Genomic DNA, 12,891 nt, shown 5'->3' on the forward strand with positions numbered 1-12,891 from the left:
GGGACATCGGGGTCAGAACGGGGTGAGTCACCGGCCTCCGCCCAGCGAACCGCGCACTGGGCGGGCCGACCTCGTAAGCTTGGGCCATTCGCGGGTGGAAGGAACGACGGTCCATGCCGGACGAACGATGGGCGCCGCGCGTCGCGCCGCCGACACCGGACGGCGGCGCGGCCGAAGCCGATTCGGTCGACCAGATGCTCCTGCGGAGTGCTCGCGGCGACGAAGCCGCGTTCCGGCACTTCTATGACGCGGTGATCGCGACGGTGTGGGGTGTGGTGAAACATGTCCTGCGCGACCATGCCCAATCCGAGGAGGTCACGCAGGAAGTGCTGGTGGAGGTCTGGCGCACCGCGACCCGGTTCGATCCCGCGCGCGGCAGCGCGCTGGCGTGGGTGACCACGATCGCGCACCGGCGCGCCGTGGACCGGGTCCGCGCCGAGCAGGCGGCCTCGCGGCGGGAGCAGGCCGCGGCCGACCGGTCCATGCCCCGGCCCTACGACGAGGTGTCCGAACAGGCCGGCATCCGGCTCGAACAGCAACAGGTCCGCCGCTGCGTTCAGGCGTTGACCCCACTGCAGCGCGAGTCGGTGCTGCTGGCCTACTACCGCGGCTACACCTACCCGGAGGTCGCCACCCTGCTGAAGGTGCCGCTGGGCACCGTCAAAACCCGCATGCGTGATGGGTTGATCCGCCTGCGCGACTGCCTGGGGGTTGGCCGATGACGTTGCCACCGGACATCCACGCCCTCACCGGCGCCTACGTTCTCAACGCGCTGTCCTCCGAGGAACGGCAGCTGTTCGAGCAGCATCTGGCCGCCTGCCCGAGCTGCGCCCAGGAAGTCGCCGAACTGCGTGAAGCCACCGCCCGGCTCGGCTCGGCCGTTGCCGAACCGGCTCCGCCGGATCTACGCGACCGGGTCCTGGCGATGGTCGGCCACACCGAGCAATTACCCGCCGACGTCGACCCGCCCGCCGCCACCCGTCTCACGCCGCGTAACCGGGCCGCCCGGCGCTGGGTGCCGCGGCTGGCCGTACCCGTCGCCGCGGCCGCGATCATCGCCGCGGTCGTGTTCGGCTACCAGAACATGGCGACTCACCGGCAGCTCGAAACCATGCACCAGGTCAACGACAGCTACACGGCGCTGACCAGTCTGCTCGCCAACCCGGACACCCGCGTGCTCACACAGCCGATCTCCGGCGGCGGAACCGCGACCGTGGTCGCTTCACCCAGCCGCGGGGATGCGATGGTGCTGGCCAACCACATGCCACCGGCTCCACCAGGCCGCGCCTACCAGGCCTGGGTGATCAGCCCGGACGGCATCCGGTCGGCCGGGCTGATCACCCAGCCGGGGCCGACACGGCCGTTGCGCGCCGACGGGATCACCCCCGGCGACAAGATCGGCGTCACCGTCGAACCAGCAGGCGGATCACCGCAACCGACCACCGACCCGATCGTGGTCATCCCAGTGTCGAACACATGACTCGCGTTCACCGCGGTCGGCTGAGGGTGTGCGGGCCACCGCGCCGCGTACTCGGCCAGGTCCACCGCGAGCACCGGGCCACCCGACTCGTGTGCCTCGACGCATCGGCCCTCGCCCACGACGAGCTGAAGGTCGGCCAGCCGCTCGGTGACCTCGTCGGTGGCGTACACCAGCCCGCGCGCACTCGATGATGATGTAGTCCGGCCCGTCCGGGTCGTCGACGCCGGCGACGAGATCCCCAACGTCGTCATAGCGGTCCCGCACCCAGCCGGCCGCGCTGTGGGTGGCCCCGTCCAGCGCCGCCGCCATCCCACTGGTGGCCCCGCGCGCGCGGCCTGATGGTAGGTCTCCCCGGCGCCGCGCGGAGCTGAGGGGCAGCATTCTGACTCCAGGGCCTGCCCGCAGGCTCGCCCGGCCGCTGAGACGGCGTTGTCCCGGTGCTGGCGCGCGATGGTGCGCGGTCAGGTCGCCTGACTTCCAGGAGTGTCGATGAGGCGGACCTGGAGAGTGGTGGTGTCCACAGTGGTCGGATAACTGTTGTCGTGTCGGCACTTGGCTGGTCCGAGGGGGTGGGTTGTCGGGGTGGGCGAATGGGATGTCCGGTCATTGCTCGAGCGGCTGCTGGCCGATGCGGAGCTGGAGAAGGTCGTGCTGAGGGAGATCGCGAAGGGAAAACCTCCGAGCCCGGAAAGAAGAACCCGCGCCGCGGCTTCCGCTCCGCGTATCGTGACGCTCGGGCTGAGGGCTGGGACGTCAGGTGGAGCCGGGCCGGCTGCAAGGTGCCGACCCGGTCCGTCGATAAGATGATCAGGCGTCTACCGTGGCTGGCGAGGAGGCGGAATGCGAGGGAGCGCATCGGCGCTGGCGGCCGGGCGGCGTCATTCGGTCGGTCGCCGCTGGGACGGGACTGTTCTCGCCGCCGGGAACAATGATGCCGGCGAGTGCCGTGTGGAGCGGTGGGAAGGCGTCGTCGCTGTGGCGGCGGGCAATGTCCATACCGCGCGCAACACCGGAAAGTCCCACACTGTCGGACTTCGATCGGACGGTACCGTGCTGGCAACGGGGTGGAACGGCGACGGCCAATGCGATGTCGCCGAGTGGCGGAATGTCAGGGCCGTGGCCGCGGGCTGGCGCCGTACGCTCGGGCTCCTTGGGGATGGCACCGTGCTGGCAGCGGGCCGGCGCTCAGAAGGCCAGTGCGAGGTGCAGTTCTGGCGGGAGATCGTGGCCCTGGCTTGTGGCGACTGGCATTCAGTCGGACTTCGGGCGGACGGTTCGGCATTGGCCGTGGGGATCAATAGCCGAGGACAGTGCGATGTCTACGGTTGGCGCGACCTCACCGCCGTCGCGGCCGGATATCTGCACACAGTCGCTCTCAGAGGCGACGGGCGTGCTCTGGCGACCGGGGAGCGGACGACCGGAGCCTGCGACGTCGATCAGTGGGAAGACGTGGTGGCACTCACTGCGGGCAGCTACCACACCGTAGGAGTCACGGCGCACGGACGAGTCCTCGCGGCCGGGGACAACAGCCAGGGGCAGTGCCATGTCCGCGATTGGCAGGACATCGTCGCGGTGGCTGCGGGCTCCATCCATACTCTTGGCCTGCGCGCCGACGGTACGGTCGTCAGCGCTGGGAACAACGCCAATCGTCAGTGCGACGTCGACTCCTGGTCGGGAATCCAACTCAGCAGTTGACCAACGCGCAGACCACATCGCGCCGTCACGAGTCCCACCTCATCTGCCGCACCACGTCCTGATCATCCCGGACGGACTCTCACACGACGTGGATCCAGTGCACGGGCCTGGGTTTGACGATTAGAGGCGCGCCGACCGTCCTTTCCCGGTCAACGGCCCGCTGGGGCGTTGGCTTACGCGAGGGGGTGTGGTTCTTCGGTGAGAGCTGCCAGTGCGGCGGCGACTTCGCGGATGCTGGCGCGAACGTAGGTTGTGGTGGTTCCGACCTCGCTGCCGTGGTCGCTGTGTCCGGCATAAGCACGGGCCACGGCATACCCAAAAGTTGCGCTCGACCCAAGTTAAGGTGGTGTGCCGCAGGCAGTGCGTGGAGATTCGCTGGATCGCCACCCAGGGCAAGTGCTTGCCCAGCCGATTCCAGAGATGGTCATAGCGGCGGCTGGTGATGGGGCGGCCGTCGGCGTAGCGAAGTAGCTGTTCATCGCGGGGAGCGCCTCGCTTGTCGGCGTGGTGTTGCAGGTGAGCCATGAACGTTGGCGATACCGGTTGCCAGCGCACGGTTTCGGCCTTCTCGCAGGAAGATCAGGCACTGCGCGGGATCGAGGTCTCGCGGCCGGAGAGCGAGGGCGCCATCGCGGCGGCACACGGCCTCGGTGTGCAGCCGCAGCAGAAGGGTGTCCAGAGCTGGGTCGTTGCCGGTGGTGGCCGCGGTGTGGTTGATCTCGGCCAGCCGGTCGCCCGCGACCGCGCGGCGCGTCGGCGGCAGCCGCGCGGGTTTGGCGACCCGGCGAGCTGGATTGTCAGCCGATGCGATGAGGCGATCGTCTTCGGCGTGCCGGTACAGGCAGCGCAGGGCAGAAATAAGGTGCTCGCCCGCGCTGCGCCCACCGCGGGCGTTGCGGCGGGCAACAACGTTGGTCCTGATGTGCTCGACGAGGTGTTCGATCTGCGAGGGTGTCGGCTCGTCCAGCGGCGGTGCCCCCAGCGTTCGCGGATCCGGTTTCAGTACCAGGTGTAGACGCGGCGGGTGCCCTCGGAGACTGCGTCGGACACGACGGGGATGTATTCGGCGAAGGTCGGCAGCGGCGGCGGGCGACCGGCTCGCTGATGAGGCCTTCGGCGGTGACGCCCATCCGGGTCAGCAACAGCCGGACTGCGTCGAGATCGGCAGCGCGGTCCGCCGACGCGCCCTGGTGATGTTCAGCGGTCATGGCCGGTCGCCGCCCAGCAGCGTCGCGTGGCAATCGGCGAGCAGCAGGTCGAGCATCGCCGGTGGGTGCACGAGAAGTACGTCGCGGTCGGGGCAGGCGAGCGGTGTGCCAGCCACCCAGTCCAACGCTGTGAACACCGTGCGGTCGGCAACCCGCCCGCGGCAGTCCACGGCCGCCAGCCCGTACACCGGTGGGACGCGCCGGCTATTGCGGAGCGCCCGTCCTTGACCGGCGTGGTCGGGAAGGCGACCGGGTCAATCACAGCGCCGGTCATGCCGACCACCGCCGCGGGCGACGCCGGGTCCGGCAGGACGCCGATTCAGGATGTTGGAGTGCGTTGAAGCACCGGTACGCTGGACGTAGCAGGGATGCCACGAAAGTGTGTCCGAGGGGCGACTTGCACACTAACCACACAGCTTCGATTGCCCGGTGGAGGCTTTCGCTCGGCGCGCTGATCTGCGTGTGAGTTCGTGCCTAAGAGGCGACACTGCCAGGACGCACGACGGGCGTGACGAGGCGCACATCCAGTCGACGGTCCGGTGTCTGCTCCGGACGGCCGGTCAGTTGAACCAGTCGAACGCATAGCACCCGCGCACCCCGGCCGCGCAGATGGTCCGGGATCCGGCCAGCCAGTGGCACGAGTGGAGGCGCCCGTCAACGGACATCGAGGCGAGGGCGGTTCCGGTGTGCGGATCCCAGATCCGCAGGCGGCCTGAACTGCCGGTGACCGTGCAGACGGCGAGCCAGCGCAGGCACGGGGAGAGCGCGATGTCGGTAACTTCCTCGCTACCGGGAAGGGTGCGCAACGGCGTTGCGGCGCCAGGGCACCAGATCTTCACGGCCCCAGCGCGATCGCCGGTGGCGAACCACGAACCGTCCTCAGCGATGGCGGCAGCCTCAACACCTCCGACATGACCTTCCAGCACACTGGTCAACCGGCCGGTGGCCGTATCCCAGAGGTAGACGTTGCCAGCGGTCCCTCGTTCCATCGGAGCGTCCGCGGAGAGAAGCCACGTGCCATCGTGGGAGACGAGGACTTTTCCCACGCCTTCGCGGTGACCGCCCAGGACGCGGAGCAGCGCGCCGGACTCAGACCTGATGAGGAACAGAGACCGTTCCTCATCCCGGATGCGTGCGCCGTCGGAAACCGCCAGCCAAGAACCGTCTGGTGCGAACACCGCCTGACCGACGCCGTAGTGGTCGCCTCGTACCAAGTGCCGAGGTCGGCCGGTCGTCGCGTCGCAGATCTGTGCCGGCGCCACCGGTGGTCCCTGGAACAACTCGTCGTCCGGCGGTGCGTGCCGGGTAAGCACCCACGAACCGTCCGGAGCAAACACGATCCAGGAGACTGGGCCGATCCGGTTGTCCAGCTCCCGCGCCGGCTCTCCGGAGTCGACGTTCCACAGCTTGATCCGCTCGCCGTCGGATACCGCGACCTGGGCTCCGTCAGGGGAGATCGCCACGGCTGTGGCGATCTCGTCTCCGAATAGACGTTCCGGCGTAAACGAAGCATGAGCGAGAACGACACCGCCCGTCGGCGAACCGTAGACCAACCGGGTGCCGTCAGGGGTGGCGCATAAGGCTTGGCCGATTTCGGGGTCCGCGGATGGCGGAACGGCGTGCTTGTCGCGGACCGACCAGATCCGGACGAGGCGATGGTCATGGACATTCTCACCCCTGTGCCCGTCCACCCCCGCCACCCAGGTGCCGTCGGGTGCGATCGCCAAGTCACTGATGCAATCGATCAGCCCGTGCATCGATTGCCGCAGCTCTCCGGTGACGGCGTCCCAGATCTGCACCGTTGTCGGTGTGCCGGTAGCTTTGGATTCCGGTTCGCACGTCACCAGCCACGAGCCGTCCGGGCTGATCGCGGACCACACCCACTTTTCCTTGACAGGCAACTCTAACCGCAGCTCGCCGCTGTCCAGATCCCAGATGCGTACCCCTTCGTAGCTGAGGCTGCTCGAAGAAAGCCACGAGCCATCTGGCGCGATCGCGACGGTCGACAGGTTCCCGAGTCCGGTCACGGTACGGACGAGCTCACCGGCGGGGCTCCAGATCCTCGCCGTTCCCTGGCGGTCCACGGTGCAGAGCACGTTGCCGGGACCGGCGAAGTGCATGCTCACCACGCCTCCGGCGTGGCCGTCTAGTTCGTGCAGCAGGTCGCCGGTCGTGGCATCCCACATGCACGCCGCGGAGACGACGTCCGGCTCTTCACACCAGTCGCCGGTGGCCACCCATGCGCCGTCCGGCGAGACCTCCAGCGTTCTAGGCCAGCCCACCTCCTCGATCTTCATCCGTACCGCGCCGGTGGACGTATCGAGCACGTGGACGTCGAACCTTGCCGAGCCATTCGGCGAGACCGCCGCCGCGATCCACGAACCGTCCGGTGCGATGGCAGCGACTGGCCAGAGGTCCCAGGCGTCCAAGACGTCGGTCCAGCAGTGTCGTAGTACGCCGCTCTGGCCGTCGAACAGCGCGAGTCGCGCGAAGTCGATCTTGCTGTGGTGGGCTCCGGCCAAGAGGTGGCCGTCCGGGGTGTAGCGCACCGTGTAGACGTCCAACTCGCTGGCGATCGTGTGGATCAGTTCGCCGGACCCCGTGTCCCAGACCCGGATAGTGCCGGTGATGTCCGCACTGGCAAGCGCTCGCCCGTCCGGCGACACGGCCACACCCGCTGAACCTCCGACGTTACCCGGCAACGTCCGGATGAGCGCCGGCGACGGCAGGTCGGGCGGGCGGAGACGATTCGTCAATTTCGGCCGAGGCACTGTTGTCCCGAAACGGGCGACGTGTTCCGCCAGTTCCGCGATCCCGTCCAGCCGGCTGGCAAGGACCGCACCCAGTGACCCGGGCGGGTGGACATCGGCGAGCAGATGGACACTCTGCTGGACGACCCGGGACAGTGCGTTCGCGGCGGGATCGTCGAGGAAGGCGAGGTCTGCCACGATCGCCGCGGCGCCGTGCTCACAGATCCGCCATTCGGCCCAGCGGAGATCGTGGAGCAGATCCCGCAATTCGTCGTCCAGCCCGGCGTCGTGGAGATGCCGGGCGACGTGGTCGGCCAGATATCCCCGCGACTGCGGGAGTTTCCACCATGGCCGCCGTCCGGTCTCCGCGGTGCCGCCGAGCTCGGCTTGCACCACGGTGAGCAGCGTGGCGTGGAGTGCCTTGGTCTTCTCCGCGCCAAGCCGGTGCAGCAGATACGCGCGCAACACGTCATGGACGCGGAATGTTCCGGCGCTGAAGCTGAGCGAACCGATCAGGGAGGCGTCGGCCAATTCCGCGCAAAGAGAGTCCACCCGCACTCGTGTCAGGCCGCCAGTCGCCGACCAGAGCAACGCAACGGTGTCGATCGGGATCTCGCTGTCCTCGGCGAACACAGCGAGTTCCGAATAGCGCTCCAGCGCGTCAGGCGGCAGCAAAGCCAGCCCGGCTTCGACGGTGGCCGCGATGGCCTCTTCCCGGCTGCCCGGGTCGGAGACGTCGAGCGCAGCCGGCCCGTCCGTCCGCAACCGGTCCAGGAGGTGCTGTGCCGCTTGAGCGGACGTCATACCGTACCGGGTCAGCTGCCCCAGCGTGCCGTCCACGATGGCGAGGAGAACGGGCCAGCGTCCGGTCAGGGCCAGCAAGTCGGCTACGTCGCGTTCGGGTACGTGCGGAACGGTGCGGGTCAGCAGCGCCTTCGCTTCCTCGCGTCGCATGCGGTCGATCAGCAAGGTGGCCGTTTCCGCGGGGAGCAACCACCGATTGCGAGTGGTCACCAATATCGTGCAATTCCCCGGCTGTGTCGCGAAAGGTGCCAGCTGACCGCGATGCCAGACGTCGTCGACGACGAGCAGAACCGGCCCGGGGTACTCGTTGACGATTTCGGCGAGATGCATCCCCGCCCGCTGCGGATCAGACCAACCCGGCCGACGGCCCGTCAACTGCTCCGCGAGGTCGTTGACGTGTGCGGCCAACTCGGCCCCCCGCACGTCTTCCCCCAGCGTCATCCAGAGCAGTGCCGAGAACGCGTCCTTCACGCGTGTTTGCCCGCAGGCCTGGTGCACGAGGGTGGTCTTGCCGAAGCCGCCGGCACCGTGCACGGCGACAACACTGACGACTCCGCCGGGATTCTCCACCAGGAGCCGGACCAGCTCGCCGGAGAGTTCACGCCGTTCCACCGCGGTTGCCGGGAGCGGCGCGTGCCACGGCCCGCCGTTTCGCCAGTTCGGCTGGAGCCGATCTGCCGTGCCTGGCGCAGGATCCGTCGTCAGCGGTTGCAGAGCTACCCGTAGCCTTTCGGCATCCACCGTGCGTCGTGCCATGGCCGTCGAGCGGAGCGCGTCACCGTCCAGCGCGCCAGGCGAAGAGAGCAGCCACGTCTCCGGGTGGCGCGTGTTCTTGTCCTGCGATGCCGCACGTACCTCGTCGACAACGAGGTCGTAGGCTTTCCACGGGTCGACGTCACCGGCACCGAGCCGCTCCAACGCCGGGCGCATGTGGCGTTCGACGTTGGCTGCCCGGATATCGCGGCGGCCGGGAAGCTCGTGTTCGAATCGCACGATCGTAAGGAACTCGGTCAGTTCCTGGGCACTGCAGCCGAACCGGCGCGCTGCGGCGTCGGCGAACTCGGCGAGGGCCACCCGATCGCGCTCGCGGCAGGCGCGCGCGAGCGCGGCGGCATTTTCGTCCAACGGGGCGTTGGTCACGAAGCGGCATTCGTTAGGGTGTCCGCACGACTCCCAGCGTGCGCGCAGGCTGGGCAGTTTTCCTTCGTCACCGCACAGCTTGGGGACCGTCCACCCGCGCCGCTGTGGCTCGCGGTGTTTCACACTGACCAGGACCTGGGCATGCCGCCCGCTTCCCAACACGTAGTCGGTGTGCCACTCACATAGCACCCACCCGGGCTCGTCACGGCCGAGCAGAGCACAGCAATGGCGAGCGGCCACGTGGTACTGGAACTCGTAGTTCTGTCCGGTACGGCTGCCGGCATCTTCAACCGGAAGCCGAGTCAGCGCTCCGCCTCCCTCAGGAGCGGCTCGGTCCAACCCGTCGGACGGCATGTCGGCATTGTATGAGGGCACGGGCGGACTGCGGCTGGCAGTGGCCCTCTGAGCTTCCCCCGTGTGGCCGGAGTCGTCGTTATCTGTGAGGGTCGGGTTGGCTGCGATGGTAGGCGTCTTCGTACTCATCCGGAGACAGCCCACTGAGGCTGGCCTGGATGTGGCGGGGATTGTACCAACCGTCGATGTAGCGCAGCAGTGCCGCGTCGGCTTCGGCCCGGGTAGCGAACGTCACGCCGGGCCAGTACACGAGTTCGACCTTGAGCATTGACCACAGGTTCTCCGCCAGGGCGTTGTCGAAGCTGTCACCGGTGGATCCGGTCGAGGGCGCCACCCCCGCTTCGAGGAGGCGCTGCGTGAACCGCAGCGCGGTGTACTGGGCACCCTTATCGCTGTGATGGACCAGCTCGCCGGCCCGCACGTCTCGCGAGCGCAGCGCGTGGTGGAGCGCGGTGAGCACCAACGCGGTCGTAGCGCGCGGATCGGTGCCCAGCCGACGATGCGGTTGGCGAACCCATCGCGCACGCTGGCCAGCCACAGCACGCCGTCGCCGGTGACCAGCCGGGTCAGGTCGGCCACCCACAGCCGGTTCGGTGCGGTGGCCCGAAAGTCTCGCTCGACAAGGTCCGGCGCGGCGGTATGGTTCCGGTTCTGCCGAGTCGAGCCGTGTTTCCAGCCTCGCCGCAGGTGCGCGCCCTGCAGGCCGTGTTCGCGCATGAGACGTTCCACACGCTTACGCCCGACGCGCACCCCCTGGCGGCGCAGCGCCAGCCACACCCGCGGCGAGCCGTAGGCCGCGGCGAACTCGTGCGCGGCACGGATCTTGAGGATCTGCTCGAGCAGCGCCGCGTGATCGAGCTCGCGCCGGCTCGGCGCTGCGCGGCGGGCGCGCCAGTCGTAGTAGGTCGAGGCCGGGATGCCCAGGACCCGCAGTACGAGACTGGCCGGGAAGTCATGGGCGTCGATGAAGTTCATGACCACCTCCGGGTCGGGCCGATCTCGCTAGCGAAATAGGCGCTCGCCGCGCGCAGGACCTCGTTGACCCGCCGCAGCTCGGCGTTCTCCCGCGCCAACCGCCGGTTCTCCTCGACCATGTCCGTGCTCGGCCGATCAACCCGCACCCCGCGGTCGGCCTCGTCCTGGCGGACCCAGTTGCGCAGGGCTTCCGGAGGCACATTCAGCTGCTCGCCCAACCGCCGAAACGACGGCTTGGGCTCAGACTCCCGATACAGCCGCACCGCGCGCTCACGCAGCTCATCGGAGTACTTCTTCGGTGCTGGCAACAGTGCCTTCCTTCCTGGTCCACAAAATCGAACCAGTCTTGGAAGACTCCGGAAAAGCGGGGGAACCTCACTCAGCAGGGTGACCAGACAATCGCCAGCGCAACGTACTCAACCGCGACGGCATTGCTTGCCCATCCGCCCGGCGTCCCGAGCAAGGCAGGGTACTGCCACCGCTGATGGCTGGCAGGGCACCACAGTGCGATCGATCGTGGAGGACCCTCGGTATACCGAGTACGCCTTCGTGAACTCTGTAGACGGCAGGTGCGGCCGCCCGCTGCTGCTATAAGTAAGCTACGTTCAAGTTCCTAGGGGCTTGAACCCCTACGTGTCCGAGGGGGACTTGCACACTACCCACACGTCTTGAGCTGCCCGGAGAACTTCCAGCCAGGACCCATCGCACGCGCCAGCGTGACTACCAAACTCCGTCAAGTACAGAGCTAGACCGCCCAGGCCCGAGCCTATCGCCTGTTGTGGTGGGCTCAGCACTCCCGGTACATGCGAAGATCACGTTGATGGAAGACTGGATCACGGGACTGGTGTCTGCTATAAGCCCGGTCGGCACCTGCAACATCTCGGCCGGTTGGGACGACTGTGTGTCTGGGAGGTAGTTGTGGAGGAGCCGAACGCAATGCTGTTCGTTCTAAGCGGCGTAATTGACATTCTAAAGGGGGAAGAGTGCCGTCATCCATCATGATTCTGATCATCCTTATCACTGGTATCATCGCTGGCTACTTCGGTGCGTATTATCGGTCGCGCGGCGATGTACGACTTGTTCAGTCCCAGGTCGACACACACTTCAATCTCGTCCTACGTCAGCACGAAATGCAACTCGAAGCTGCTCGGCAGGCTGACCTGCGAAAGCGGCTGTCGGATGCTTACGGCCAACTGGGCGGTTGGCTACATGACCTTGAGCGAAGTATCGACGAGGTGTGGTTTGGCTGTAGCAGTAAAGATGATGCCACCAGGCTGCGCACTCGGCATTTGCTTGACAGTTGGCCATGGGAAACACTTCGGTTACCTGTGGAAATGCGCTCGGCCGAATTCTACTGGTCGAGCGCAGTGCGAGGGGAGATCCGCCAATTTGAAGGTTTGTCGGTTAGTTTTGTCAACAAAGCCCGGCAGGCGATCTCGGAGGAGCACGTCAGTGATGACCGGAACGGCTCTGACGAATTCGGTTCAGCGGTGTGGGGCAGTCGGTTAGAACTTCGTGCTGCGCTCGACCGAATCCGTGATCAGGTACGTCTGGACTTGGGACTTGAAGGACGTGGGTAGCTCCTTGTTGCAGGTGCTACGGCTTGCCGTCGAGCGTGTGGCGCCGTCGCCATCGGCTGCTCAGCCGCGGCGGCGGCCGCTCGATGTAGAGTGGCGTGGCAAGGACCAACCTGGTGATCCAGCTAGGTGCGTCAATGTCCATAAGCACGCGGGCGTGTCCGCGGAGCCGTCCGTAATCCGGCCGTGGATGGGTCGAGCGCATGAGACCGCCGAAAACCTCGTGAGCGACGTGGTCCGGTGCTAGGACACTGAGATTGCGGGGCACGATTTCGGTGAGGAACTCGGGTATCACGTGTAGGCCTGTTTGCTCACGGCGATTGAGTTCTTTAGTGAGTTCGTACAGCCAGGTCGTGTCCGAACCCATGCGTCCATGGCTTGCAATCTGGCTTCGAAGATGATGAACCGAACCACATAAGAGTAGCTCAACCGGACGATTATCACTTCCGGGGACTGTCGGCGCGGTACCGCCGAACAGCGCAACATCATCGGGTGTGCCGTACCGGGCAGTGTCTTCGTGCGCAGTGCCGTACTTCATGTTGAGGTCGAAGGTGATCCACTGGTTAACTCGCAAGCTAGGTGTGGTGAATGGCTGCGGTCGATGTGTTCGCTTGAGGTAGCGGATAACACGTTCGAGTTTAAATGCAAGCTCCGTTGAGGTGAGTGGCTCGGCTGAGGAGGCGGGTGGCATGGAGACCTTCATGCCCGTTCCGGGTAGCCCCGCTGAGGCTTCCACCCCCGGTCGGCGCCCAAGGCGCCAGCTCGCATCACTGAACTCCCACTCGAGCTTGCGCTCTGAGACGTATACGATCTCTCGCATAGCGCATATTGTAAGGCGACCGGTGACGATACGTAACCACACGTCTCCACCTGTCTGACGGCGTCCGTGGAGACTGCTCAGGCGAGGC

At 66.9% G+C, this 12,891-nt stretch carries 9 protein-coding genes and 2 pseudogenes; 6 read left to right on the forward strand and 5 right to left on the reverse strand.

Annotated elements, in window-relative coordinates; translation table 11 throughout:
- The first annotated feature begins 113 nt into the window (after positions 1 to 113).
- The 5 genes and pseudogenes from sigK (at position 114) to BM051_RS30530 (ending at position 4,190) form a co-directional block, all read left to right on the forward strand.
- A complete protein-coding gene (gene sigK, locus BM051_RS22600; protein ID WP_092534050.1) occupies positions 114 to 722 on the forward strand; it encodes an ECF RNA polymerase sigma factor SigK in 609 nt (202 codons plus the stop codon).
- Positions 719 to 1,480, forward strand: a complete 762-nt coding sequence (locus tag BM051_RS22605) for an anti-sigma factor (protein ID WP_092534491.1) — start codon at positions 719 to 721, stop codon at positions 1,478 to 1,480. The genes sigK and BM051_RS22605 overlap by 4 nt, the downstream gene beginning before the upstream one ends.
- A 609-nt stretch (positions 1,481 to 2,089) precedes the next feature.
- Positions 2,090 to 2,271: pseudogene (locus BM051_RS30710) on the forward strand (hypothetical protein); the annotation flags it as partial.
- 49 nt (positions 2,272 to 2,320) lie between these two features.
- Positions 2,321 to 3,175 (forward strand): RCC1 domain-containing protein, encoded by an 855-nt coding sequence (locus BM051_RS22610; RefSeq protein ID WP_092534053.1) that lies wholly within the window; start codon positions 2,321 to 2,323, stop codon positions 3,173 to 3,175.
- Between the two features lie 523 nt (positions 3,176 to 3,698).
- On the forward strand, positions 3,699 to 4,190 hold the full coding sequence (locus BM051_RS30530) for a hypothetical protein (RefSeq protein WP_177216990.1): 492 nt from the start codon (positions 3,699 to 3,701) through the stop codon (positions 4,188 to 4,190).
- 753 nt (positions 4,191 to 4,943) lie between these two features.
- Here the strand turns inward: BM051_RS30530 and BM051_RS22625 are convergent.
- From BM051_RS22625 to BM051_RS22640, 4 genes and pseudogenes are all read right to left on the reverse strand, one after another.
- Positions 4,944 to 9,431, reverse strand: a complete 4,488-nt coding sequence (locus BM051_RS22625; RefSeq protein ID WP_166677816.1) for a dsDNA nuclease domain-containing protein — start codon at positions 9,429 to 9,431, stop codon at positions 4,944 to 4,946.
- Between the two features lie 79 nt (positions 9,432 to 9,510).
- The gene (locus tag BM051_RS30055; RefSeq protein ID WP_243859727.1) at positions 9,511 to 9,891 is read right to left on the reverse strand and encodes an IS3 family transposase; all 381 of its coding nucleotides are present in this window, start codon (positions 9,889 to 9,891) and stop codon (positions 9,511 to 9,513) included.
- A gap of 230 nt (positions 9,892 to 10,121) precedes the next feature.
- Positions 10,122 to 10,406 (reverse strand): annotated as a pseudogene (locus BM051_RS30715) (IS3 family transposase); the annotation flags it as partial.
- Positions 10,403 to 10,714: a transposase gene (locus BM051_RS22640; protein WP_166677817.1), complete on the reverse strand. Its 312-nt coding sequence runs from the start codon at positions 10,712 to 10,714 to the stop codon at positions 10,403 to 10,405. The gene BM051_RS22640 and the pseudogene BM051_RS30715, both read right to left, overlap by 4 nt.
- A 690-nt stretch (positions 10,715 to 11,404) precedes the next feature.
- Here BM051_RS22640 and BM051_RS28690 point away from each other — a divergent pair.
- Positions 11,405 to 11,986, forward strand: coding sequence for a hypothetical protein (locus tag BM051_RS28690; RefSeq protein WP_134046328.1), 582 nt, complete (start codon positions 11,405 to 11,407; stop codon positions 11,984 to 11,986).
- Positions 11,987 to 12,002: 16 nt separating this feature from the next.
- Here the strand turns inward: BM051_RS28690 and BM051_RS28695 are convergent, their stop codons facing one another.
- Positions 12,003 to 12,803 (reverse strand): SAVMC3_10250 family protein, encoded by an 801-nt coding sequence (locus tag BM051_RS28695; RefSeq protein WP_134046330.1) that lies wholly within the window; start codon positions 12,801 to 12,803, stop codon positions 12,003 to 12,005.
- Positions 12,804 to 12,891: the final 88 nt, after the last annotated feature.

This window comes from Amycolatopsis arida (genome assembly GCF_900115565.1).
Classification (GTDB): Bacteria; Actinomycetota; Actinomycetes; order Mycobacteriales; family Pseudonocardiaceae; genus Yuhushiella; species Yuhushiella arida.

Coding starts and splice junctions, on each gene's coding strand:
- sigK (WP_092534050.1), top strand. CDS start 114: ATGCCGGACGAACGATGGGCGCCGCGCGTCGCGCCGCCGACACCGGAC.
- BM051_RS22605 (WP_092534491.1), top strand. CDS start 719: ATGACGTTGCCACCGGACATCCACGCCCTCACCGGCGCCTACGTTCTC.
- BM051_RS22610 (WP_092534053.1), top strand. CDS start 2,321: ATGCGAGGGAGCGCATCGGCGCTGGCGGCCGGGCGGCGTCATTCGGTC.
- BM051_RS30530 (WP_177216990.1), top strand. CDS start 3,699: ATGAACGTTGGCGATACCGGTTGCCAGCGCACGGTTTCGGCCTTCTCG.
- BM051_RS22625 (WP_166677816.1), bottom strand. CDS start 9,431: ATGCCGTCCGACGGGTTGGACCGAGCCGCTCCTGAGGGAGGCGGAGCG.
- BM051_RS28690 (WP_134046328.1), top strand. CDS start 11,405: ATGATTCTGATCATCCTTATCACTGGTATCATCGCTGGCTACTTCGGT.
- BM051_RS28695 (WP_134046330.1), bottom strand. CDS start 12,803: ATGCGAGAGATCGTATACGTCTCAGAGCGCAAGCTCGAGTGGGAGTTC.